The organism is Salinarimonas chemoclinalis (assembly GCF_041514305.1).
GTDB classification, from domain to species: Bacteria; Pseudomonadota; Alphaproteobacteria; order Rhizobiales; family Beijerinckiaceae; genus Salinarimonas; species Salinarimonas chemoclinalis.
The window spans coordinates 254,314-276,261 of record NZ_JBGMWH010000004.1 but is presented as its reverse complement, the minus strand read 5'-3'; the positions used below and the strand labels follow the sequence as shown (position 1 = coordinate 276,261).

At 73.0% G+C, this 21,948-nt stretch carries 20 protein-coding genes; 9 read left to right on the top strand and 11 right to left on the bottom strand.

The window, feature by feature from the left end:
- Positions 1-49: 49 nt before the first annotated feature.
- Positions 50-1,588, top strand: a complete 1,539-nt coding sequence (locus AB9M23_RS10385) for an amidohydrolase family protein (protein ID WP_372424462.1) — start codon at positions 50-52, stop codon at positions 1,586-1,588.
- Between the two features lie 75 nt (positions 1,589-1,663).
- On the opposite strand, the gene AB9M23_RS10380 is transcribed toward AB9M23_RS10385, so the two are convergent.
- On the bottom strand, positions 1,664-3,325 hold the full coding sequence (locus tag AB9M23_RS10380) for a methyl-accepting chemotaxis protein (protein ID WP_372424461.1): 1,662 nt from the start codon (positions 3,323-3,325) through the stop codon (positions 1,664-1,666).
- Positions 3,326-3,855: 530 nt separating this feature from the next.
- Here AB9M23_RS10380 and AB9M23_RS10375 point away from each other — a divergent pair.
- On the top strand, positions 3,856-4,590 hold the full coding sequence (locus tag AB9M23_RS10375) for a Crp/Fnr family transcriptional regulator (RefSeq protein WP_372424460.1): 735 nt from the start codon (positions 3,856-3,858) through the stop codon (positions 4,588-4,590).
- A 101-nt stretch (positions 4,591-4,691) separates the two neighbouring features.
- A complete protein-coding gene (locus AB9M23_RS10370; protein WP_372424459.1) occupies positions 4,692-5,156 on the top strand; it encodes a PAS domain-containing protein in 465 nt (154 codons plus the stop codon).
- Positions 5,157-5,169: 13 nt separating this feature from the next.
- Here AB9M23_RS10370 and AB9M23_RS10365 read toward each other — a convergent pair whose 3' ends face one another.
- Positions 5,170-6,042 carry a LysR family transcriptional regulator gene (locus tag AB9M23_RS10365; RefSeq protein ID WP_372424458.1) on the bottom strand — a complete coding sequence of 291 codons (873 nt, stop codon included), beginning with the start codon at positions 6,040-6,042 and terminating at the stop codon, positions 5,170-5,172.
- A 486-nt stretch (positions 6,043-6,528) separates the two neighbouring features.
- Here AB9M23_RS10365 and AB9M23_RS10360 point away from each other — a divergent pair, with 486 nt between their 5' ends.
- Genes AB9M23_RS10360 through AB9M23_RS10340 form a run of 5 tightly spaced genes read left to right on the top strand, consistent with a single transcriptional unit; the run spans position 6,529 to position 11,848 of the window.
- Positions 6,529-7,503 (top strand): UbiA prenyltransferase family protein, encoded by a 975-nt coding sequence (locus AB9M23_RS10360; protein ID WP_372424457.1) that lies wholly within the window; start codon positions 6,529-6,531, stop codon positions 7,501-7,503.
- Positions 7,500-8,480 (top strand): hypothetical protein, encoded by a 981-nt coding sequence (locus tag AB9M23_RS10355; RefSeq protein ID WP_372424456.1) that lies wholly within the window; start codon positions 7,500-7,502, stop codon positions 8,478-8,480. The genes AB9M23_RS10360 and AB9M23_RS10355 overlap by 4 nt, the downstream gene beginning before the upstream one ends.
- Positions 8,470-9,645 carry a glycosyltransferase family 4 protein gene (locus AB9M23_RS10350; protein WP_372424455.1) on the top strand — a complete coding sequence of 392 codons (1,176 nt, stop codon included), beginning with the start codon at positions 8,470-8,472 and terminating at the stop codon, positions 9,643-9,645. Before AB9M23_RS10355 ends, AB9M23_RS10350 begins: the two co-directional genes overlap by 11 nt.
- 58 nt (positions 9,646-9,703) lie before the next feature.
- Positions 9,704-10,741 carry an NAD-dependent epimerase/dehydratase family protein gene (locus tag AB9M23_RS10345; RefSeq protein WP_372424454.1) on the top strand — a complete coding sequence of 346 codons (1,038 nt, stop codon included), beginning with the start codon at positions 9,704-9,706 and terminating at the stop codon, positions 10,739-10,741.
- Positions 10,742-10,777: 36 nt separating this feature from the next.
- Positions 10,778-11,848, top strand: a complete 1,071-nt coding sequence (locus AB9M23_RS10340) for an endonuclease/exonuclease/phosphatase family protein (protein WP_372424453.1) — start codon at positions 10,778-10,780, stop codon at positions 11,846-11,848.
- 3 nt (positions 11,849-11,851) lie between these two features.
- Here the strand turns inward: AB9M23_RS10340 and AB9M23_RS10335 are convergent, their stop codons facing one another.
- Positions 11,852-12,682 (bottom strand): LysR family transcriptional regulator, encoded by an 831-nt coding sequence (locus AB9M23_RS10335; RefSeq protein WP_372424452.1) that lies wholly within the window; start codon positions 12,680-12,682, stop codon positions 11,852-11,854.
- Positions 12,683-12,914: 232 nt separating this feature from the next.
- On the opposite strand from AB9M23_RS10335, the gene AB9M23_RS10330 reads away from it, so the two are divergent.
- Positions 12,915-13,937 (top strand): aldo/keto reductase, encoded by a 1,023-nt coding sequence (locus tag AB9M23_RS10330; protein WP_443726247.1) that lies wholly within the window; start codon positions 12,915-12,917, stop codon positions 13,935-13,937.
- A 9-nt stretch (positions 13,938-13,946) separates the two neighbouring features.
- Here the strand turns inward: AB9M23_RS10330 and AB9M23_RS10325 are convergent, their stop codons facing one another.
- Genes AB9M23_RS10325 through AB9M23_RS10290 form a run of 8 tightly spaced genes read right to left on the bottom strand, consistent with a single transcriptional unit; the run spans position 13,947 to position 21,838 of the window.
- Entirely contained in the window at positions 13,947-14,366 is a 420-nt protein-coding gene (locus AB9M23_RS10325) for an RbsD/FucU domain-containing protein (protein ID WP_372424450.1), read from the bottom strand.
- Between the two features lie 29 nt (positions 14,367-14,395).
- Positions 14,396-15,046 carry an HAD-IA family hydrolase gene (locus tag AB9M23_RS10320; protein ID WP_372424449.1) on the bottom strand — a complete coding sequence of 217 codons (651 nt, stop codon included), beginning with the start codon at positions 15,044-15,046 and terminating at the stop codon, positions 14,396-14,398.
- Positions 15,043-15,726, bottom strand: coding sequence for an HAD family hydrolase (locus AB9M23_RS10315; RefSeq protein ID WP_372424448.1), 684 nt, complete (start codon positions 15,724-15,726; stop codon positions 15,043-15,045). The genes AB9M23_RS10320 and AB9M23_RS10315 overlap by 4 nt, the downstream gene beginning before the upstream one ends.
- Positions 15,723-16,634 carry a carbohydrate kinase family protein gene (locus AB9M23_RS10310; protein ID WP_372424447.1) on the bottom strand — a complete coding sequence of 304 codons (912 nt, stop codon included), beginning with the start codon at positions 16,632-16,634 and terminating at the stop codon, positions 15,723-15,725. Before AB9M23_RS10310 ends, AB9M23_RS10315 begins: the two co-directional genes overlap by 4 nt.
- On the bottom strand, positions 16,631-18,295 hold the full coding sequence (locus AB9M23_RS10305; RefSeq protein ID WP_372424446.1) for an alpha-amylase family glycosyl hydrolase: 1,665 nt from the start codon (positions 18,293-18,295) through the stop codon (positions 16,631-16,633). The genes AB9M23_RS10310 and AB9M23_RS10305 overlap by 4 nt, the downstream gene beginning before the upstream one ends.
- The gene (gene glgA, locus AB9M23_RS10300; RefSeq protein ID WP_372424445.1) at positions 18,292-19,530 is read right to left on the bottom strand and encodes a glycogen synthase; all 1,239 of its coding nucleotides are present in this window, start codon (positions 19,528-19,530) and stop codon (positions 18,292-18,294) included. The genes AB9M23_RS10305 and glgA overlap by 4 nt, the downstream gene beginning before the upstream one ends.
- On the bottom strand, positions 19,527-20,585 hold the full coding sequence (locus AB9M23_RS10295) for a zinc-dependent alcohol dehydrogenase (protein WP_372424444.1): 1,059 nt from the start codon (positions 20,583-20,585) through the stop codon (positions 19,527-19,529). The genes glgA and AB9M23_RS10295 overlap by 4 nt, the downstream gene beginning before the upstream one ends.
- Positions 20,582-21,838, bottom strand: a complete 1,257-nt coding sequence (locus tag AB9M23_RS10290) for an aspartate aminotransferase family protein (RefSeq protein WP_372424443.1) — start codon at positions 21,836-21,838, stop codon at positions 20,582-20,584. The genes AB9M23_RS10295 and AB9M23_RS10290 overlap by 4 nt, the downstream gene beginning before the upstream one ends.
- Positions 21,839-21,948: the final 110 nt, after the last annotated feature.

Genomic DNA, 21,948 nt, shown 5'->3' with positions numbered 1-21,948 from the left:
TATTCGCTGAACGAAAATACCTCCGCCAGCAGAAAGAGGAGATGCCGCCATGTGCAAGCTGTGCGAGGAGGCCGCCGCCCGCGCCTCCGTCGAGGCCGCCGTCGAAACCCCTGCCGACACCGGCGGCGCCACCCGCCGCGACCTGCTCAGGACCACGGTCGCCGCCGGCGCCGGCATCGGGCTCGCCGCGACCTCCGTCGCCGCGCAGCCCGCGACCGACGGCCCGCCGGCCGGCATGGGCGGCGCGGGCCGGCGCGTGCTGATCAAGGGCGGGTACGTCCTCTCGATGGACCCAGCCGTCGGCGACTTCGCGCCGGGCGACGTGCTGCTCGAGGGCGCGCGCATCCTCGCGGTGGGTCCGAGCCTCGAAGCGGCGGACGCCGCGGTGATCGACGCCGCCGGCATGATCGTGATGCCGGGCTTCATCGACACGCACCACCACCAGTTCGAGACCGCGCTGCGCAGCTTCCTGGCCGACGGCATCCTGGTGAACGACGGCCGTCCGGCGAACGCGATCAACTACTACGACACGGTCCTGCAGACGTTCGCGCCGATCTACCGGCCGCAGGACGTCTACATCAACGAACTCTACGGCTCGCTCGCCCAGATCGACGCCGGCGTGACCACCGTCATGGACGTGAGCCAGATCCACCATTCGCCGGAGCATTCGGACGCCGCGATCGAGGCGCTGCGCGACGCCGGCCGGCGCGCCGTGTTCGGCTATTTCGAGGGTTGGGGCGAGCGCGCGCGCTATCCGCAGGACGCGCGGCGCATCAAGGAGCGCTGGTTCGCCTCCGACGACCAGCTCCTCACCATGGTGATGGGCGGCGAGATCTACATCCCCGGCTGGGAGGCCGCCTGGGCGCTGGGGCGCGAGCTCGGCCTGCCGATCGCGCTGCACGTCGTGGGCACCTTCGGCATGCAGCCGACCTTCGACGCCATCGGCGCGGCGGGCCGGTTCGCCGACGACAACATCTTCATCCACATGACCGGCATGAGCGAGGCCGGGTGGCGCCATGCGGCGGACGCGGGCGCGCACGTCTCGCTCTCGGTTCCCATCGAGATGCAGATGCGCCACGGCACGCCGCCCACGCAGACCGCGCTCGATCTCGGCATGCAGCCCTCGCTCTCGACGGACGTCGAGTGCACGATGACGGCGGACATGTTCACCCAGATGCGCAGCGTCATGACGCTCCAGCGCATGTTCGCCAACGCCAAGGCGCTGGCGGGCGAGGACTACCCGACCCTGCTGACGTCCCGCGACGCGATCCGCTTCGCCACGATCGAGGGCGCGCGCGGCTTGAAGCTCGAGGCCAAGACCGGCTCGCTCACGCCGGGCAAGGAGGCGGACATCGTGCTCCTCGACGCCCGCGCCATCAACGTCGCTCCGCTCAACCACGTGCCGGGCGCCGTGGTGACGCTGATGGAGCGCTCGAACGTCGACACGGTGCTGGTGGCGGGCGTGCCGCGAAAGTGGCGCGGCCGCTTGCTCGGCCACGACCTCGACCGGCTGCGTGGCGAGCTCGAGGCGAGCCGAGACTGGCTCTTCGAGACCGCCGGCGTGGAGCGCGACCTGTTCCGCGGCTGACACCGTGCGCGAGCACGGACACGAGGGCGGGCCCGCGCGCCGTCGGCCGCGGGCCCGCCCTCGCGCACCCGCGCCTCACGCGGCGCGGATGCCGTCGAGGAAGCCGCGCAGCTCCTCGCGGAGCACGTTGGCGTCGCGGGAGAGCTGGTTCGCCGCCGAGAGGACCTGCGCCGAGGCGCTGCCGGTCTGGGCGGCGGCCTCGCGCACGTGCACGATAGTGCCGGTGACGTGGCCGGTGCCCTGCGCGGCCTCGCTGACGTTGCGGGCGATCTCGCCGGTCGCCGCCTGCTGCTCCTCCACCGCGGAGGCGACGGCGGTGGCGATCTGGTTCATCTCGGCGATGATCGTGCCGATGCCCTCGATCGCGCCCACCGCACGGCCGGTCGTGGTCTGGATCTGCGCGATCTGCTGGGTGATCTCGTCGGCGGCCTTGCCGGTCTGGTCGGCGAGCGACTTCACCTCCGCCGCGACGACGGCGAATCCCTTGCCCGCCTCGCCGGCGCGCGCCGCCTCGATGGTGGCGTTCAGCGCGAGCAGGTTCGTCTGGCCGGCGATCTCGCTGATCATGCCGATGACGTCGCCGATGCGCCGCGCGGCCTCCGACAGCTCCTGGACGAGCACGTTGGTGCGCCGCGCCTCCTCGACGGCGCTCGCCGACTTCGCTGCGGATTGCGACACCTGCCCGCCGATCTCCCCCGCGGAGGCCGCGAGTTCCTCGGTGGCGGAGGCGACCGCCTGGACGTTGGCGGAGGTCTGCTCGGCCGCCGAGGCGACGGCGGAGGACTGCTCGTTCGTGGTCTCGGCGGTGGCGGACATGGCCCGCGCGGTCGCCTCCATCTCGGTCGCGGCCTCGGACAGGGACCGGACGAGCCCACCGAGCTTCGCCTCGAAGGCGTCGGCCATCTCGCGGCTGGCGCGGCGCTTCTCCTCCGCCGCGCGCGCATCCCGCTCGCGGGCGGCTTCCTCCATGGCGCGGTTCTCGGCGAGCGCGTCGCGGAACACGCCGAGCGCGGCGGCCATTGCGCCGATCTCGTCGCCGCGGTGGCGCCCGGGAATGTCCGTCGCGAGATCGCCGTCGGCGATGCGCCGCATCGCCTCGGTCATGCCGGAGATCGGCCGGGTGATGGCGCGCCCGAGCAGGAGCGCGATGGCGATCCCGACCACGATGGCGATGGCGGTGACGACGATGGCGAGCATCTCGGCGGCGTACAGATCCGCCTCGATCTGCGGCCCGATCCGCTCGCGGATCTCGTCGAGGGCGCTGTCGGCGCGGGCCATCGGCGGGATCGCGGCGCGGCCGAGATCGCGCAGCCGCTCGTAGGCCTGCGTGTCGCCAGGGGGCGCATCGCGCACGCTCGCGAAATGCGCCTGGTAGGCGACGAGGCCGGCATCCAGGCCGCCGATCAGCCCGCGCAGCTCCTCGCTCTCGACGATCGCCTGGGCGTGCCGGTAGGCCTCGCGCGCGGCCGCGAAATGCGCGTCGACGAGGGCGACGTGCGCGGGGTCTCCGGTGAGCAGGAAGCTCTCGGCGGAGACGCGGGAGGCGTGCATCTCCTCCTGCATCTCCGCGATGCTCGACGCCACGCGCGAGACCTCGGCATAGGTGTGGAAGTCGCGGCCCGCCTCGAAGAGCGACCAGGTCGTCTTCGCGGCGACGCCGCCGAGGGCGACGAGCACGAGCGCGAAGGCGCCGGCGATCTTGGCGCGCAGGGACAGGTTGGAGAGGGATCCGAGCATGGTGGTCTCCGAGGGACATGGGTGCGGATGCCGAACGACCGGGGGCGGCGCGCGGGGTTGCGAATCGTGGTGGAGCGCTTCCGGCTCGGCGCTCGTGTACGCCGGCGAACTTTCTGGCCGAGGGAAAGGTGCTGGACGGGTGCTTTCTCGGTTCTTAATTTCGTGTGGTTCGACAGTGAATTTCTGATGATTCAAGTATAAATTTCACTCATGCGCGCGTTGAATTAGCGAATGCCCATGATGGTTGTCTTCGACGAGCAACGCGCGTCACCGGACGACTATTTTCGCTGTGCGAAACGATCGTTCGACCACGGCGCGCGCTCATCCCAGGTCACTTTCGCTCCGATGTACACGTGAGGTGGGTTTTTGCGGAGCGCGTCCGGCGACCGGTTCGAGAATCGAAATTCGAGTTCGTACATAACCAGGTCGCAACCTGCCGTGACCGCTTTCTTGACGCCTGACGAGCAGGACGGCTACGCTCGGAACCGGACGCGGGCGTGGTGTCACGCGCCGCTGGACGGGAAGGTTCCGTGGCAGACGAGGCAGCAGCGCCGGCGAGGATCGGGAACCGCCTCCTCGCGGCCCTGCCGGAGGGTGCCCGCGCCGCGATCCTCGCCCACGCGCAGCGCTACCGCATCGAGGCCGGGGAGATCGTCTACGACGTGGGCGACCGCTTCACCCATTCGGTGTTCGTCGAGACTGGGGTGGTGTCCGAGACGACGGTGCTCGCCGACGGGCGCATGGCCGAATCGGGCACCATCGGCAACGAGAGCAAGATCGGCGCGACCAGTGTCCTGATGCGCCAGGTGGCGAACCGCGCCTACGTGGTGCGGGTGGCCGGCACGGCCCTCTTCGTGCCCCTCGTCCGCCTCGACGCGGCGGTCCGCGCGGACTTCGAGGCGCGCAACGTCTACATGAAGCTCTCCCAGGCGATGCAGGACGCCACGCTCCAGATCGCCGCCTGCAACACGGCGCACACGATCGAGCAGCGCGCGGCGCGATGGCTGCTCCAGGCGCACGACCGCATCGAGGGCGACGCGCTCTTCCTCAAGCAGTCGACGCTCGCCGAGGCGCTCGGCGCGCGGCGGGCGACGATCAGCGAGATCTGCAGCGCCTTCGCCGACGCCGGGGCGATCGGGTACGCGCGCGGACACATGCGGATCCGCGATCGAGCGGGGCTGGAGCACCTCTCCTGCGAGTGCCACGGCGTGATCAAGCGGGGCTTCGACGAGGCGCTCGGAGCGCCGCCGCCCGCCGCTTCGTGACGCCGTACCCAAAGGGAACTGGCTGATTCTTCGCGAGAAATGTTGCGCGAGCCCGCCTGCGTCGGGCATAAGCTCGGTCGACCCACAAGCAGCAGCCCGCGATGCTCGCCGAAGATCTCGTCGCCGTCCTGTCCCAGAAGCTCGCCACGGCCGTGCTGGTCACCGGCCCGGACCTCGCGCCGCCCGGCCCGACGATCCGCTTCGCGAACCGCGCCTTCCTCGCGCTCACCGGCTACACGGCGGACGAACTCGTCGGCCGCGATCCGCGCCTCCTCCAGGGACCGGGCACGAGCCGCGTCGCCCTCGCCGCTTTCTCCCGCGCGTTGCGCGAGGAGGGCGGCTTTCACGGCGTCGTGACCAACCACCGGCGCGGGGGCGAGCCCTACCTGTGCGAGATCGACGTGCGGCCCCTGCGCGACGGCAGCGGCGCGGTCGTCGCCTACGTCGCCTTCGAGCGCGAGGTCGTCCGCCGTCGCGGGCGCCCGCGCGCCGGCAGCCTCGGCCGCTACGCGCCCGCCGACGCGAGCACCGAGGGCGAACTGCCGGGGGTGTTCCCGCGCGCGTGAGGCGCGGCACCCCTCACAGGTTCGCGCAGCGCCGGCCCTCGTAGAGGTCTGAATTCTGCATGACCACGTGGATGATCCGGTCGCCCACGGCGCGGATGTGGGGGTGGTAGCGCGCCTCGTTGTGGAAGACGATGTGCTGGACCTCGGTGAGCTCGTCGATCACCGGCCCGAGCCGCCGCAGCGCCGGCAGCGCGTCGCCGACGAAGCAGGGCAGCACGGCGATGCCGACCCCGGCGATCGCGAGGTCGAGCAGCGTCTGCGGGCTCGCCGCGTAGGCGGCGATGTCGGCGTGGTGGCGCTCGATCACCCACGTGCCCGCGCGCGGCACGAGGTTGTCCGGCTCGATGCCGATCCAGGGCAGGCCGCGCTCGCCGGCGCGATCGCGGTGCACGAAGGCGGCGTGCGCGACGGGGGCGAGGCGCCGGCTCGCGAGATTGGTGCTCGTCGGCGGCGCGGCGCGCACGTCGATGTCGATCTCGCGCTGCTCGATGTTCATGCGCGCCTCGCTGGCGAGGAACATCACGTCGAACGGGTCCTCGCTGTGCGAGAGGTCGGCGAAGCGCTGGGCCAGGAAGCGCATGGTCCAGGCGTCGCCGCACAGCCGGACGCGGGGCTTGCAGGCGCGCCCGCCGATCCAGCGCTCGAAACCCTGCCAGCCCCGCGCCATCGGCTGGAGCTCCTCGAGGACGCAGCGCCCGTCGCGGGTGAGCTCGTAGCCGCTGCGATGGCGGTGGAACAGCCGCAGCCCGATCGCGTCCTCGAGCTGCGCCATGCGGCGCCCCAGCGTCGCCGGCGACGAGTCGAGCTTGCGCGCGGCTTCCGAGATGGTTCCGCATTCGGCGATCACGATGAACACGAGCAGATCGTCGAGGCTGAGGTTTTTCATTTCCGAGAAGCCCCTCTCATACGTGCGCGCTATCCAAACGTGTTAGACCGCCCCACCATTGCCGCATCGCAGCATCGACGCAAGGGGAGATCGCGGCGCATCGGCAACTGGAACGGAGCGGTCGGCACCGTCGCTCGCGAGTTGCCGCTCCGCACGAACCACTCCGAGAGTTGCGGAGGCGGGGCGTGCGGGACCCATGGACCGGAACGGCGGCGCATCCCCGCGTCCGCGGCGGCCATGGTCCTCGTCGCGGATCCAAGCGCACCGACGAACCGGCTCGTCGAGGGTCGGGCGTCCGTTCTCGGCGCGCGGGCCGCCGCCCGAGCCGCACAGCGCCCGCGGGGGCGGGTCTCGTTCGTGTCGTGCGACGGTCGGCGCTCCGCCGACGTCGTTCGGCTTTCGCACTGCACAACACGCAGTGAGCGAAGTGGGCGCGCAGGCAGCGTCACCGTCGCCCGCTCGACGCAGGATTGGAGCACACCAGGCATGATCCGTGATCTCCAGCACGCCCGCCACCCCGTCGACCACCTGGTCCGGCGCGTCGGCGACCATCTCGCCCTGCTCAGGCCCACGCACGCGGCGAAGTCGCTGGTGGCGATCTCGATCGGGCCCGCCCTGATGCTCGGCGAGGCGACGCTGCCGGCGCTGGTGACGCTCGCGGGCGCCATCGCGCTGTTCGTCCTCGCCTCGTCGGCCGTCTACGTCGTCAACGATCTCGCGGACGTCGAGCGCGACCGACTGCACCCCAAGAAGCGCCTGCGTCCGCTCGCGTCGGGGGCGGTGACGCCCACGGCGGCGCTGTGGATGCTCGCGGGGCTGGCCGCCGGCATGGTCGTGCTCGCGATCGTCCTGCCGCCGCTCCTCGGGGTGATCGTCTTCCTCTATCTCGCGTGCAATCTCGCCTACAGTCTGGCGCTCAAGCACACGCCCATCGTCGAGATGCTGATCGTGGCGGCGGGCTTCGCGCTGCGCACGGCCTCGGGATACGTCGCCTTCTCCGCGATGCCCGACCCGTGGGTGATCGCCACCGTGCTCGCCGGCAGCCTGCTGCTGACGATCGGTAAGCGCCGGGCGGAGCTCCAGCGCGCCCACGATTCCGCCGAGCACCGGCCGGTGCTGGCGCACTACTCGCAGCCCTTGCTCGACGCCTACCTCCTCGTCGCGGGCATCGCCTGCTTCGCCGCGAGCCTGGCGGTGCTCGTCGATACGCTCTCGTCCGTGAACCGGCCGGCGCTCGTCTTCGTGAGCCTGCCTTTCGTCATCTACCTGTTCCAGCGCTACCTGCTCCTCGCCTTCGCGGGGAGGGGGACCGGCAACCCCACGCGCCTCCTGCTGGGCGATCGCGTCACCCACGTCGTCCTCGTCGCCTGGGCCGCGACGCTCGTCCTCGCCGCCCTGCTGGGAGACGTCGTCCTCGACGGCTGGGTCGCCGCGCTCGAGGCCGGAGGGACGCTGTCGTGACCGGTGCCACCGCGACGCTGCGCGCCGCCGCGCGCCGCCTTCCCGGGCTGCACACGCTCCTCCACGTGGTGCGCTGGGTGCTGACGATCGCGGCCTTCGCGTGGATCGCGACCTTCTTCGCCGAGCACCACGTCGATATCGCCGACGCGATCGCCGGCTTCGAGGCGGGCACCGTCGCGCTGGCGATGGGGTGCGTCCTCGTCGGGCTCGTCCCCGGCGCCTTCGCCTGGCAGCGGCTGCTGGCGCGCGATCTGCCGGGCGTGACGGCGCGGCGCGGCATCCTCGTCTACCTGCGCTCGGGCATCGGCAAGTACACGCCCGGTGGCGTGCTCGCCTTCGCGATCCAGCACCGCCTCCTCCGGGGCGAGCGCGCGGGCATGGTGCTGCTCGTGCGGGTGTTCGTCGGCACGGCGCTCGCCGCCTGCCTCGCCGCCGCCCTCGTCGGGCTCCCCGCGATCGCGGCGATGGTCGAGGGCGTGCCCGACGCCTGGACGGCCGCCGCGGCCCTCGCCGCGTTCGCGGGGCTCGGGCTGGCCTGCGCGCTCGGCCGCTGGCCGATCCTGCCCGACACGCTGGCACGGATCGGCGTGCCGCCGCCGGTCGCCTTCACCGCCGCGACCGCGATCATGGCGCTCGCCTGGACGATCAGCGGGACGCATCTCGCGGTCCTGGGCGCCGCCTCCGATGCCGGAGCCGTGTTCCTCGTGTCCGCCTACGCCTTCTCGGCGATCGCGGGCATCGTCTTCGCCGTCCTGCCGGGCGCCTTCGGCGTGCGCGACGGCGTCCTGCTCGCGATCCTCGCCGCCCGGCTCGACCCGGCGGACGCGCTGGCGCTCGCGCTCCTCAGCCGCGCCATGGTCGTCGCCGGCGACGTCATCGGCACCGGGGCGGCGGCGATGCTGCTCGGCCGCGCGGGCCCCGCCCCCGAACCGACGAGCCCGGTCCCCGAACCGAAAGGAGCCTTCCATGACGCATGACGATTTCGACGTCGCCGTCGTCCTGAACTACTATGCGCCCTACGTCTCGGGTCTCACGGAGACCGCCCGGATCGTCGCAGAGGGGCTCGCCGACCGCGGCTGGCGGGTGGCGGTGGTGACCACCCGCCACGACCCGAGCCTGCCCACCGAGGAGGTGATGCGGGGCGTCCGGGTCTTCCGCGCACCGATCCTCTTCAAGATCGGGCGCGGGCCGATCAGCCCCGGCTTCGTGCCCCTCGCGCGCCGGATCGCGGCGCGCTCGCGCACGCTCAACCTCCATCTGCCGATGCTCGAGGCCGCGGCGATCACGACGTTCGCCCCGCGCATCCCGATCGTGTCCACCTACCACATCGACATCTGGCTCGCGCCCTCGTTGACGAGCCGGCTCCAGATCGCCGGCGTGAACCTGTCGGCGAAGCTCGCCATGCGCCGCAGCGACCATGTCGTCGTCAACAGCGACGACCAGGCGCGCGGCTCGGTGCTGTGGCCGGCGATCGCGTCGGGCGAATGGTCCTCGATCCCGGCGCCCTGCCTCGACCCGCGCGGGGGCACGCCGCGCTTCCGTGACGGGCCGGGCCATCACGTCGGCTTCCTCGGCCGGATCGTGCCCGACAAGGGTATCGAGTACCTGATCCGGGGCTTCCGAAGGGTCGCCGCGCCGGAGGATCGCCTGCTGCTCGCCGGCGAGTACGACACGGTGGCCGGCGGCAGCAACATCGCGCAGCTGCGCGCCATCGCCGCCGGCGACGACCGCATCCGCTTCCTCGGTCCGCTCGACCGGGCGGGGACGCGCGACCTCTACGCCTCGCTCGACACGTTCGCGCTCACCTCGGTCGCCGAATCCTTCGGCATCGTGCAGGCGGAGGCGATGATGTGCGGGCTGCCCGTGGTCGGCTCGGATCTCGCCGGCGGCCGGGTGCCCGTGCTCCAGACCGGCTTCGGGCGCCTCACGCGCCCGCGCGACGTGCCGGCGATCGCCGCCGCGCTCGTCGAGATGCGCACCTTCCCCGCCTTGGAGAAGGAGCGGCTCGCCGAGCTCGCCCGCGGCCTCTACGGCGCGGACGGCTGCATCGACCGCTACGCGGCGCTGCTCGCGCGCCTCTCCAAGGCCGCCGTCCTGCGAGAGGGCCGCGGCGCGCCCCTCGCCGTCGAGGAGCGGCGCTGAGGGCCGACCCCAGCTTCCTTCCGCCCACACGGGCGCACGAACACGAACGGGTGAGACCATGCGCGTGACCATCACCGGCGGTGCCGGCGTCCTCGGCCGGAACCTGATCGAGCGGCTCGTCGCCGACGGCCATCTCGTGACGAGCCTCGACCTCGCACCGATGCCGGAGGTGAAAAATTGCCGGCAAATCATCGGCGACATCCGCCACGAGGAGACCGTCCGCGAAGCGATCGACGGCGCCGAGGTGGTCGTGCACGGCGCGGCCGCCCTGCCGAGCTACAGGCCCGCGGACATCCGCTCGATCTCGGTGGGCGGCACGCGCACTGTGATGGCCGCCTGCGCCGCGGCCCGGATCGCCCGGGTGATCCACGTCTCGTCCTCGGCGGTCTACGGCCTGCCCGAGGTGGTGCCGACGACGGAGGCTCATCCGCGGGAGCGGGTCGACCCCTACAACATCGCCAAGATCGACGCCGAGCTGATCGTCGAGGGTCATCGCCGCGAGGGCATGTGCGTGCCGATCCTGCGGCCGAAGACCTTCCTCGGCCCTCATCGCCTGGGCATCTTCGCGATGCTGTTCGAGTGGGCGGACGAGGGCCACCACTTCCCGCTGATCGGCGGCGGCCGGTTCCGCAGCCAGATGCTCGACGTCGAGGACCTCGTCGACGCCACGCTCGCGGCGATGACCCTGCCCGATTCGGTGGTGAACGACGCCTTCAACATCGCGGCCACCGAATTCACGACGGTGCACGACGACTTCCAGGCGGTCCTCGACGCGGCCGGCCACGGCAAGCGCATCGTCGCGCTCCCGATCGGGCCGACGATCGGGGCGCTCAGGCTGCTCGAGATCCTGCGCGTCTCGCCGGTCTACAAGCGGCTGATCTACAAGCTCAGCCGCGACGCCTACGTGAGCACGGACCGCGCGCAGCGGGTGCTCGGCTTCGCGCCGCGGCACTCGAGCCGCGACGCGATCCTCAAGACGTTCCGCTGGTGGCGCGCGCAGAAGGCGGTGGCCGGCCACGAGGGCGCGAAGGCCGGGCGCACAAGCGGCCAGCCCTGGAAGCAGGGTGCGCTCGCCTTCGCCAAGAAGGTGTTCTGAGCCGGCCGCGCGTCGTACGAAGATCGGAACCACGACATGTCGAACCGCATCGTCCCCAACACGATCCTGGTCCTGTCGGGCCTCTGGCTCCTCTGGGCCGTCCTCCACGAGGCGCTCACCGGCCGCTTCTGGCTGTGGGTGATCCCCGGCATGGCCCCGCCGATCCTGTTCGCGGCGATCCCCGCGCTGCTCCTCCTGGCCGGCCTCTTCGCGAAGCGCCGGCGGCTGCCGGTCGTCGCGATCGCGCTCGCGGCCTTCGCGGTGTCGCACCAGTCGACCGGGATCAACTACCGGGCGCTCCTGCCCCGCGACGCGGCCGTCGCCTCTCCGGCCTCGATCCGCGTCGTGCAGATGAACACCGACTACTGGGGGCAGATGCGCGACGGGACCCTCACCGACCCGCGCGACCGGGACGCGATGCTCGCCTACCTGCGCGCGCTCGACGCCGACGTCTATCTCCTCCAGGAGCACATGCTGCGCGACGGCGATCTCGCCATCCCCGTCGACGACTTCTCCGACCTGGAGGCGGCGTTTCCCGAATACGCCTGGGCCAAGGCCGGCACGCTGCTGACGCTCTCGCGCCTGCCCATCGTGGCGCGGGCCGTCGTCAACGCGGACAGCGACTCCGACATCTTCCTGCCGCCCCCGCCCTACGCCCTGCGCGTGGACGTCCGGGCGGGCGACGCGGTGATGTCGACCTACAATGTCCACATGCCGGTGCAGCTGATCATCGAGGACGACTGGTTCGGCGCGCGCTTCTACACGGAGATCCGCCGGCGCCACTACATTCGCAAGGACGAGTTCGACGTACTCACCGCCGACGTCGCCGGGAACCCGAACCCCCTCGTCGTCGCGGGCGACTTCAACACGAGCCCGGCCATGGGCGACAACCGCCGGCTCCTCGCCGTCACCCGCGACGCGGCGGCGACGAGCGGCATCCTCTATCCCGCCACCTGGCGAGTCGGCGGCCAGCTGCCGAAGCTGTGGCGCAACGACTGGTTCCTCGTCGGCAATGCGATGCGGGTCGACCGCTTCCGCAGCCTCGATCCGGAGGGGAACTCGGATCATCTCGTGCAGGTGGTCGACATGACGGCCGGCGGCGGCTGACGCTCACCGTCGGCCACCGCGTCGGGTGAGCACCCGGCACATCCGGTCGATGGTGCGGCGGACCTCGGGGAGGTGGCGGTCGTCCTGGTGGGTGACGAGCCATTGCTCGTGGGCGAGTTCGGGAACCGTCTCGCCGACGCGCGCGAGCCGGGGCTCCGTGTCGCCGACGAAGGTCGGCAGGAGGGCGACGCCCTTGCCCGCGAGCGCGAGGTCCAGGCTGTTGCGCGGCGCGACGACCTCGCAGAGCGCGTTCGGGCCGATCGTGCGGTCGAGCCAGCGGGCGGACGGCGTGTCGGCGGCGACCTTGATCCAGAGATCCGGCGCGCCCGGCGCGGCGTAGGGCGCGAACTCGACGCGCGCGAGCCGGCGCCCGGCGAGCCCGTCCTCCGACGGCGGGCGGTTGCGGAAGCCGATCACCGCCTCCCGCCGTGAGATGTGCAGGATGTTCTCCGCCGCGATGAAGCGCAGCCGCACGTCGGCGGGTGTGCCGGTGATCTCGTCGAGCCGTCCGAGCAGCGCGAGCGTCGTCCAGGTGCCCGCCGAGACCTTCACCAGCGGGCGCGCGCCCGGATCGGGACGCGCGGTCAGCCGCTGGATGCGTGCCTCGACGTCGGCGAGGTCGTCCATGAGCTTGCGCCCGTCCGCGGTGGGCTCGTAGCCGCGCTCGTGACGCACGAACAGCTCGCGGCCGAGCGCGCGCTCGAGCGCGACCATGCGCCGCCCGAGCGTCGCGGGGCTCGTGCCCGTGAGCCGCGCCGCCGGCGAGAGGCCGCCCGCCCGCGCGACGGCGAGGAAGAGGTGGAGGTCGCTCCAGCCGGGATCCCCGTCGGCCATTCCGTCCCGCTCCGCTCTCGTGCGCGCTTTTCACCCGTGAAAAGGCCCGTTCAAACCATCGCGTTCAGATGCCGGCAAGAGGACGCTAGCTTGGGTGGCGGGTCAAGGGTGGGCGCACGTGGCGACAGGCGATCGGGGCGCCGATCACGGTGCGGCGATGCCCTCCGCCCCGACGGCCGCCACCCTCAAGAGGAGAACCTTCATGACGCAACGACCGGACGCCGAGGCGCACATGCCCACGGCTCCCCTCGGACGGGGCGGCCCCGTCGTCTCGCGCATGGCGCTCGGCACGATGACCTTCGGCGTCGAGACCGACGAGGCCGAGGCTCATCGCCAGCTCGACATGTTCGTCGACCACGGCGGCACCTTCATCGACACGGCCGACGTCTACGCCGGCGGCGGGTCGGAGGAGATCATCGGCCGCTGGGGCAGGGCGCGCGGCGGCATGGGCGATCTCGTCGTCGCCACCAAGGGCCGCTTCGGCCCGCCCGCGGGCAGCACCGGCGCCTCGCGCCGCGCGCTCGTGCGCTGCGTCGACGCCAGCCTGAGGCGGCTGCAGATCGAGGCGATCGACCTCTACTTCGTGCACGGCTGGGACAAGGACGTCGAGGTCGCCGAGACCCTGGCGACGCTGCGCGACCTCGTCGCCGCGGGCAAGATCCACCACGTCGCCTGGTCGAACCTGTCGGGATGGCAGCTCGAGCGGATCGTCACGACGGCGAGGCTCGGCGGCTACCCATCGCCGGTCTGCATCCAGCCGCACTACAACATGCTGGAGCGCGGCGCGGAGCTCGAGCTGATCCCCTGCGCGCTCGAGGCGGGCATCGGGCTCACCCCCTGGTCGCCGCTCGGCGGCGGCTGGCTCACCGGCAAGTACGGCGCGCAGAGCCGCCCGAGCGGCGCGACGCGGCTCGGCGAGGACCCCAACCGCGGCGTCGAGGCCTACGACCTGCGCAACACCGAGCGGACCTACGCGGTCCTCGACGCCGTGCGCACGATCGCCGAGCGCCACGGTCGGCCGATGTCGCACGTGGCGCTCGCCTGGCTGTTGTCGCGGCCCGGCGTCGCCTCGATCCTGCTCGGCGCGCGCACGACGACGCAGCTGAAGGAGAACCTCGACGCGGCCGACCTCGTGCTCGCGCCCGAGGACGTCCAGGCGCTCACCGCGGTCTCCGCCCGCGGCGTGCCGGCCTATCCCTACCAGTTCCTGCAGGACTGGGCGGGTGTCGACCACTGGGCGCGGCTCGGCACCTGATCGCCCGCGTCAGGCCGGCGGCACGACGCCGATCGTGAGCAGCAGGTTGGCGAACAGCCGCTGGTCGCCGGTGGCGATGGCGAGCGAGACGTGCGGATCGGCCGCTTCCTCGTAGAAGGGGAAGCGGCCGAAGGCGTCGAGGGCGACGCCGGGCATCAGCGCGCGGAACTGCGCGAAGATCTCGGGCTCGGGCCCCTCCTCGGGCACCATCACGGCGGCGGCCTCGATCGGGATCGTCTCGACGAGGACCGCGAGCACGTCCGTCACCGAGACGAGGCCGGGCGCGAGGTTGAGGCACACGAGGCTCGAGCCCGGCCCGCGCTTCGTCTTGAACGGGTAGTTCCCGTCGCAGAGCAGGACCTTCGAGCCGTGGCCGGACCGGGCGAGCTCGGCGAGGATGTCGGGGTGCTGCAGGCGGCCGTTGAGCATGGGGTGTTCCTCTCTCGGGGTGGGTGACGTCAGAGCCAGAGCGAAAGGGTGTCGAGCCGGCGGCAGACGCCGCAGGCGCCGGCGTCGAGCAGGGCGGCTTCGTCGCCGGGCCGCGCGTGTGCGCCGCCGAGGAAGCCCACGACGCGCATGCCCGCCGCGCACGCCGCGCGCACGCCGCGCAGGTTGTCCTCGACCACGAGGCAGTCGTCGGGCGCGACGCCGAGCGCGCGTGCCGCATGGCGGTAGAGATCCGGTGCGGGCTTGGGCCGCGCCACCATCTCGGCCGCGTAGACGTGCGGCGCGAAGAGATCGAGGAGGTCCGCCCGCGCGAGCGAGCGGCGCAGCCGGGCGAGCGGGCTGTTCGAGGCGACGGCGCGGGGCAGCGCGAGACCGGCCACCGCCGCGCGCACGCCGGGCATCGGCGCCGCGTGCGCCACGGCGGCGTCGACCGCAGCGATCACGCGGGCGTCGAGATCCTCGGGGAAGGTCGCGCCGCGCTCCGCCGCGAGCGCCGCCGCGCTGTCGCGGTGGTTCCAGCCGCGGAACCGCGCGACGTAGCCCGCGACGTCGAGCCCCGGGCAGGAGGCGGCGAGCACCTGCGCCACCGCGCGGTCGGCGGGGTGCTCGCTGTCGACGAGGACGCCGTCGCAGTCGAAGATCACCGCCCGCGTGCGGCTCATGCCCGCCTCCGGTCGCCCGCCGCCTGCGTGAGGAAGGGCACCTCGTCGAGCCGCGCGATGCGTGCCGTGGCGCCGGGGAAGTCGAGCTGCGCGGTCAGCGCGTGCGGCCAGGCGAGGACGGGGACGCCGGCGGCCCGTGCGGCGGCGACGCCGACGGGCGTGTCCTCGATCGCGAGGCAATCCCCCGGCGCGAGGCCGAGCCGCGCGCAGGCGGCGACGTACGGGTCGGGGGCGGGCTTCGTGCGGACGACGTCCTCGCGCGAGATGGTGAAGCGCAGGGCGGCGCCGATGCCGAGCGCGGCGACGTTGGCGTCGAGGATGCGGCGCTCCGCGGTCGAGACGCAGGCCTGCGGCACGCCGCGCGCCGTGAGCGCGCCGACGGTCTCGATCACGCCCCGGCGCGCCATGCCGGCGTGCACGCCGGCGAGGTAGTGCGCCTCGACCTCGCCGATCCAGGCCTGGCGCGGGGTGTCGAGCCCGCGCTTACTCAGGTAGAGCCAGACCTCGGGAAGGCTGCGGCCGAGCAGCGCGACGTTCTCCTCCGGTGCGAGCGCGACGGGCGAGCGCGCCAGCGCGGCGCGAGCGGCCTCGTAGTGCAGGGGCTCGCTGTCGATGAGGACGCCGTCGACGTCCCAGATCACGGCGCGCGGGGCGAGGTCGGCGAGGGATGCGCGGTTCATGCGCTCCTCCGGGTGGCGAGGAGGGCGAGCGCCGCGGCGGGCGCCTGCGGGCCGGGATGGCCGCATTTCACGGCGGCGACGGCGGCGGCCCGGGCCATGCGCCCGGCGAGGTCGAGGCCTTCCAGCAGCGCCGCGACATAGCCCGCGTGGAAGGCGTCGCCCGCACCCGTCGTGTCGACGACGGTGCAGGGCGCGGCGGGGGTGCGCACGATCCGCTCGCCCTCGGCGCCGATCGCGCCCGCGGGTCCCATCGTCGCGACGACGACCCGCGGCCCCCGCGCCGCGAGGGTGCGCACGGCGTCCTCGGGCTCGTCGGTTCCCGCCATCGCGCACAGGACCGCGGCCGGCGCGATCAGGTCGGTCACGAGATCGAGGAGGCGCGCATCCTCCGGATCGCGGGTCTCGAGATCGCACACGACCGCGAGACCGCGGGCGCGGGCGAGCGCGGCGAGGCGCGTGAAGGCGTCGCGCTCGTAGCCGTCGCCGTAGAGCACCGCGACGCCCGCCAGCAGGTCCTCGCCCGTCGGCAGCGGCGCGGCGAGGAGCGCGGGATCGCGGCGCATCACGATCGTGCGCTGACCGCTCGCCCGGTCGACGATCACCGAGGCGGCGATGGTGCGCGCGGGGAGGGTGGGGGAGGCACGCGTGTCGATGCCGTCCGCCGCCATCGCCGCGCGGGTGAAGCGGCCCGCTTCGTCGTCGCCGAAGCGGCCGAGGAAGCGGGTGGGGACGCGAAGCCGCGCGAGCGTCGCCGCCGCGTTGGCGGCCTGGCCGCCGGCGTGGAGGCTCCACTCCTCGCAGAAGACCTTCTCGTCGAGCGCGAGCCCGTCCACGACCAGGACCTCGTCGGCGATGTTGTTGCCGACGACGAGGACGCCGTCGGCGAAGGCGTTTTCGGTCTCGCTCATGCGGTGGCTCCGAAGAAGGCGCCCCAGCGGGGCAGGACGACGCGGCTCTCGCCGACGTCGCTGTCGAATCCGTTGTCGCTCCCGTGACCCTCGGCGGCGACGAAGCGGCCGGGGAGAACGCCGCCCTCGCCGCCGAGGTCGAAGGCGCAGACCATCGCCGCGGCGCCGAGCCGCCGCTCGAAGGCGAGCACGCCCTCGGGCGCCTCGAGGAAGCGCATCTCGCCCCGGCGCAGCACGGCGTGCCGTCCGCGCCAATGCAAGAACCGGCGTATGCCGGCGAGCGCGGAGGTGGGATCGGCGCGCTGCGCGTCGACCGCGAGGGCGCGGTGCTCCTCGGGCACGGGGAGCCACGGCGTACCGGCGGTGAAGCCCGCGTGCGGCGCGCGCGCCTCCCAGGGCATCGGCGTGCGCGCGCCGTCGCGGCCCTTGTAGCTCGGCCAGAAGCGCCGGCCGTAGGGGTCCTGGAGATCCGCGAAGGCGATCTCGGCCTCGGGCAGGCCGAGCTCCTCGCCCTGGTAGAGGCACGACGAGCCGCGCAGGCTGGTGAGCAGCGCGACCAGCATGCGGGCGAAGGCGGGGTCTCGTCCCTGGGCGCCCCAGCGCGACTGGGCGCGTACCACGTCGTGGTTGGAGAAGGCCCAGCAGGGCCAGCCGCCGCGCACGGTCTTCGCCGCGTCGTCGAGGAGCGCGCGCAGGGTCGTCCTCTCGAAGGGGGCCGAGAGGAGCTCGAACGTGTAGCCCATGTGCAGGCGGTCCTCGCCCGTGGTGTAGAGCTCGAGCAGCGCGTGCGAGCCGTCCGCCGCGATCTCGGCCATCGTGGCGACGCTGGGCCGGTCGCCGATCGCCGCGCGGTAGGCGCGCAGGAAGTCGACGGTCTCGGGCCGCGTCTTGTCGTTCTCGTGGATCTGCATGTTGTAGGGGTTCGCCCGCGGAATGCCGTCGTCGCCCTTGGGCCGGGCGAGCAGCGCGCGCAGCTCCGCGTCCGGCCGCGCCGGGTTGTCCCGCAATTGCGGATCGTGGTGGAAGAAGTTGACGCTGTCGAGCCGGAAGCCGTCGACGCCGCGGTCGAGCCAGAAGCGCGAGACGTCGCACACCGCCGCCTGCACCTGCGGATGGAACAGGTTCAGCGACGGCTGCTCCGGCAGGAACTTGTGGAGGTAGTACTGCCGCCGCTCCGGGGACCAGGTCCAGGCGATGCCGCCGAAGAGCGAGAGCCAATTGTTCGGCGGCCCGCCGTCCGGGCGCGCGTCCGCCCAGACGTACCAGTCCGCCCTGGGATTATCGCGCGAGGCGCGGCTCTCCAGGAACCAGGGATGCGCGTCCGAGGTGTGGCACAGGATCTGGTCGATCAGGACCTTCAGCCCGAGCGCGTGGGCGCGCTCCACCACGCGGTCGAAGTCGGCGAGCGTGCCGAAGCGCGGGTCGACGCCGCACATGTCGGAGACGTCGTAGCCGAAGTCCCGCATCGGCGAAGGGAAGAACGGCGCGATCCAGATCGCGTCGACGCCGAGATCCGCGACGTGGTCGAGGCGCGCGGCGATGCCGGCGAGGTCGCCGAGCCCGTCGCCGTCGGCGTCCATGAAGCTGCGGGGGTAGATCTGGTAGACGACGGCGCCGCGCCACCAGTCGCCGTCGGTCTCGCGCTCGATCTGCGTGCTCATCGGAAGCTCTCCGTGCTGCCGCGGGCCCGTGCCGCGAGGGTCGCGTAGAGGTCGGCGGTGCGCCGGGCGATCGTCGGCCAGGCGCAGTCGCGTTCGACGAAGCGGCGCCCGGCGGCGCCGAGCCCGCGGGCGCGGGCGGGATCGACGAGAGCCTCGGCCAGCGCGTGGGCGAGGTCGCGGGCGAAGCCGTCCGGATCGGCGGGCGCCGCGCCGGCCGCGTCGAGCGCGAGGGGGACGAGCCAGCCGGTCTCGCCGCTGCGCACCTGCTCGGGATTGCCGCCCACCGCCCCGGCGACGACGGGCGTGCCGCAGGCCATCGCCTCGAGGACGACGATCGAGAAGGTCTCGTAGACCGACGGGCAGCAGACCACCGCGGCCCGCGCGTAGAGCGGCGCCAGCGCAGCGCCCGTGCGGCCCTCGATCCAGGCGACGCCGCCACGCTCCGCCCGCAGGTGCTCCGCCGCCTCGCGGTAGCGCGTCCGCAGCGCCGGCGTGTCGGCGCGACCCGCGCAGATCGCGAGCTGGACGTCGCCGGGGAGGTGCCGCATCGCGGCCAGCAGGTGCTCGAGCCCCTTCTGCTCGGTGAGCCGGCCCACGAAGAGGACGAAGGGGCGCGCGGGATCGAGCCCGTCGAGATCGCCCGCGATCGCGGCCCCCGCGCCCGGGTGGAAGACGCCCGCGTCGACGCCGTTGTGGATCACGTGGACGCGCTCAGGCGCGATACGCACGTGGCGCAGCACGTCGCGGCGCGCGGCCTCGGAGACGGCGACGACGGCGTCCGCGGCCTCGAGCGCCGTGCGCTCCATGTGCCCGGAGAGTGCGTAGGGGCCGGGCCCGAGCTGGTCGGCCTTCCAGGGGCGCATCGGCTCGAGCGAATGCGCGGTCGCGACGAGGGGGCGCCGCCACAGGAGCTTCGCCCACAGCCCCGCCGGGAGGACGTACCAGTCGTGCGCGTGCACCACCGCGCCCTCCGGCGGATCGGCGACCATGGCCGCGCAGCGCGCCAGCGCGTCGAGCGCGCGGCCGTGCGGGCTTCCGAGGTCGACGTCCGGCGGCAGCAGCGGGCCGGTGCCGCGCACGCGCAGATCGCCGCCTTCGATATCCTGCGCACCGAAGCAGCGCAGCTCGATCGGCGCGATCCCGGCGAGCGCCGCGGCGAGGTGCGTGACGTGGACGCCGGCGCCGCAATAGACGTCCGGCGGGTAGGTGCGCGAGAGGATCGTCGCGGCCGTCATCGGGCGCCCTCCCCGGCGCTCGGGTCGATCATCACCTTGAGCGCCGCGCCGGGCGGGGCGAGGCGCCGGTCGGCGATGTCGCATCCGAGCAGGGCCACGGCTTCGGGCAGGCGCGCGAGCGGCAGGCGGTGGGTGATCAGGGCCTCGGCGGGAACGGCGCCGGAGGCGAGGAGGGCGAGCGCCTGGGCGAAGGTGTTCTCGAGCGTGTCGATCGAGCCGAGCACGGCGAGCGAGCGGTCGGCGAGCGCACCGGCGTCGATCTCCACGGCATGCGGCCGCAGCCCGATGGCGAGCACCTGGCCGCCGCGGGCCATCAGCGCCATCAGCGGGCCGATCATCACGCTCGTCGTGTCCACCGCGACGTCGAGCGGGGTCGGGTCCGGCGCGAAGGCGGCGGCGGCCTCGTCGAGCGACGCGGCCACGCACCATCCGGCGGGGAGGACGTCGGCGGCGAGGCGGCGGCGCGCGTCGGAGCGCTCGACGAGGTGGCCGCGCACGCCGCGCGAGGCCAGCGCGTGGGCGTAGAGCACGCCGAGCGGTCCGGCGCCGACGACGGCCACGCGGTGGCCGAGGTGGAGCTCGAGCCGCGCGACGCCGGTGAGCGCGCAGCCGAGCGGCTCGGTGAGAGCGCCGGCCTCGTAGGAGAGCCCGTCCGGCAGGCGGTGCACGAAGCGCTCGTCGCAGGCGTAGAGCTCGGCGAAGGTGCCGTCGCGGCTCACACCCGCCTCGGTGCCGTGCTTGCGCTCGCAATGGTTCTGCCGGTTCGTGCGGCACATGCGGCAGAAGCCGCAATGGAAGGTGGGGTCGATCACGATGCGATCGCCCACGGCGACCGAGCGGACGCCCGCGCCGATCGCGACGACGTCGCCGGTCGATTCGTGGCCGAGCACGACGCCCGCCTGCGCGGCGTATGCGCCCGAGAGGATGCCGACGTCGGTGCCGCAGATGCCGGTGGCGCGCACGCGCACCAGCACCTCGCCGGGGCCGGGCGCGGCGGGGTCGGGGACGTCGCCGAGGGCGAGCGTCCAGGGGGCGAGGAAGCGGGCCGCCTTCATCGCGCCGCCTCCCCGGTCGCCGCGATGGCGGCGGAAAGCGTGTCGACGATCTCGACGAGGTCGTCGGGCGTCGCGACGAGGGGCGGGCGCACCTTCACGACGTTGCCGCGCCCGTAGCGCGAGCTGCGCACGATCAGCCGCCGCCGCTCCGCCTCCGCCAGGATGGCGTTGGTGCGGTCCGGGTCGGGCGCGCCGTCCGGCGTCTCGATCTCGACGCCCCACATGTAGCCGAGCCCGCGCACGTCGCCGACGCAGGCGTGGCGCTCGGCGAGCGGCGCGAGCAGCGCGCCGAGCAGCCGTCCGTTCTCGCGCACCTCGCCGAGCAGGCGCCCGTCGGCGAGGACGTCGAGCGTGGCGTTGGCGGCGGCGAGCGCGATCGGGTTCGCGCCCGAGGTGTAGGAGTGCTCGTAGGGCGCGAGCACGTCGAGCCGCGCCTCCATCAGCACCGCCGCGACGGGGATGCCGATGCCGCCGAGGCCCTTGGCGAGCGTCACCATCGCCGGCTCGAAGCCGAGCGCGTCGCAGGCGAACATGTGGCCGGTGCGGCCGATGCCGGTCTGGACCTCGTCGGCGACGAGGAGGATGTCGTGGGCGTCGCACACCCGCTTCAATGCCTCGAAGTAGCCCGGCGGGGGGACGATGTTCCCGCCGTTGCCGAGGATCGGCTCGACGATCATGCAGGCGGTGCGCCCATTGCCGCCGAACTCGAGGAAGTCGTGGATGCGCTCGACGCACATCAGCCCGCAGGAGGGGTAGGTCGCCCCGTAGAAGCAGCGGTGGCAGTAGGGCGCCGGCACCTTGAGCGAGACGTCCGCCGTCGCGACGGGGAAGCTCTCCTTGCGAAAGGCGTTGCCGGAGATCGCGGTGGTGAACAGCGTCTGCCCATGGTGCGACAGGAAGAGGCTGAGCACGCCGCTCTTCTGCGTCGCCTTCTGGGCGATGCGCACGGCGCACTCGTTGGCGGTCGAGCCGGTGAGGTCGCGCAGCCAGCCGCGGGTCATCCCGCCGGGGGCGAGCGCCACGAGGCGCTCGACGAGCCGCGCGCTCTCGGTGCGGGAGAAGGACGAGCCGAGGTGCGAGACCCGCGCGAGCTGGTCGAGGACGGGGGCGACGACCGCCTCGTTGTCGTAGCCGAGGGGGACGTTGAACGTCCCCGAGGCGGCGTCGATGAAGCGGGCGCCGTCGGCGCGGACGAGCCGGATCCCCTCGCCGTGGGTGAAGCCGAGAGCGGCGTGTTCGATCGGAGCGGTCATGCGGCCTCCTCGTGCCTCGCGGACGATCCGCGGTGGGGCGTGGAGTGGAAAATCGATTCAATTCCTGACATATTCCAGCTTATATTGTAGAAAATATCATACTGCCCGCC

Coding starts and splice junctions, on each gene's coding strand:
- AB9M23_RS10310 (WP_372424447.1), bottom strand. CDS start 16,634: ATGAGCGAGACCGAAAACGCCTTCGCCGACGGCGTCCTCGTCGTCGGC.
- AB9M23_RS10365 (WP_372424458.1), bottom strand. CDS start 6,042: ATGAAAAACCTCAGCCTCGACGATCTGCTCGTGTTCATCGTGATCGCC.
- AB9M23_RS10335 (WP_372424452.1), bottom strand. CDS start 12,682: ATGGCCGACGGGGATCCCGGCTGGAGCGACCTCCACCTCTTCCTCGCC.
- AB9M23_RS10350 (WP_372424455.1), top strand. CDS start 8,470: ATGACGCATGACGATTTCGACGTCGCCGTCGTCCTGAACTACTATGCG.
- AB9M23_RS10330 (WP_443726247.1), top strand. CDS start 12,915: ATGCCCACGGCTCCCCTCGGACGGGGCGGCCCCGTCGTCTCGCGCATG.
- AB9M23_RS10295 (WP_372424444.1), bottom strand. CDS start 20,585: ATGAAGGCGGCCCGCTTCCTCGCCCCCTGGACGCTCGCCCTCGGCGAC.
- AB9M23_RS10340 (WP_372424453.1), top strand. CDS start 10,778: ATGTCGAACCGCATCGTCCCCAACACGATCCTGGTCCTGTCGGGCCTC.
- AB9M23_RS10305 (WP_372424446.1), bottom strand. CDS start 18,295: ATGAGCACGCAGATCGAGCGCGAGACCGACGGCGACTGGTGGCGCGGC.
- AB9M23_RS10345 (WP_372424454.1), top strand. CDS start 9,704: ATGCGCGTGACCATCACCGGCGGTGCCGGCGTCCTCGGCCGGAACCTG.
- AB9M23_RS10385 (WP_372424462.1), top strand. CDS start 50: ATGTGCAAGCTGTGCGAGGAGGCCGCCGCCCGCGCCTCCGTCGAGGCC.
- AB9M23_RS10325 (WP_372424450.1), bottom strand. CDS start 14,366: ATGCTCAACGGCCGCCTGCAGCACCCCGACATCCTCGCCGAGCTCGCC.
- glgA (WP_372424445.1), bottom strand. CDS start 19,530: ATGACGGCCGCGACGATCCTCTCGCGCACCTACCCGCCGGACGTCTAT.
- AB9M23_RS10290 (WP_372424443.1), bottom strand. CDS start 21,838: ATGACCGCTCCGATCGAACACGCCGCTCTCGGCTTCACCCACGGCGAG.
- AB9M23_RS10320 (WP_372424449.1), bottom strand. CDS start 15,046: ATGAGCCGCACGCGGGCGGTGATCTTCGACTGCGACGGCGTCCTCGTC.
- AB9M23_RS10315 (WP_372424448.1), bottom strand. CDS start 15,726: ATGAACCGCGCATCCCTCGCCGACCTCGCCCCGCGCGCCGTGATCTGG.
- AB9M23_RS10370 (WP_372424459.1), top strand. CDS start 4,692: ATGCTCGCCGAAGATCTCGTCGCCGTCCTGTCCCAGAAGCTCGCCACG.
- AB9M23_RS10380 (WP_372424461.1), bottom strand. CDS start 3,325: ATGCTCGGATCCCTCTCCAACCTGTCCCTGCGCGCCAAGATCGCCGGC.
- AB9M23_RS10360 (WP_372424457.1), top strand. CDS start 6,529: ATGATCCGTGATCTCCAGCACGCCCGCCACCCCGTCGACCACCTGGTC.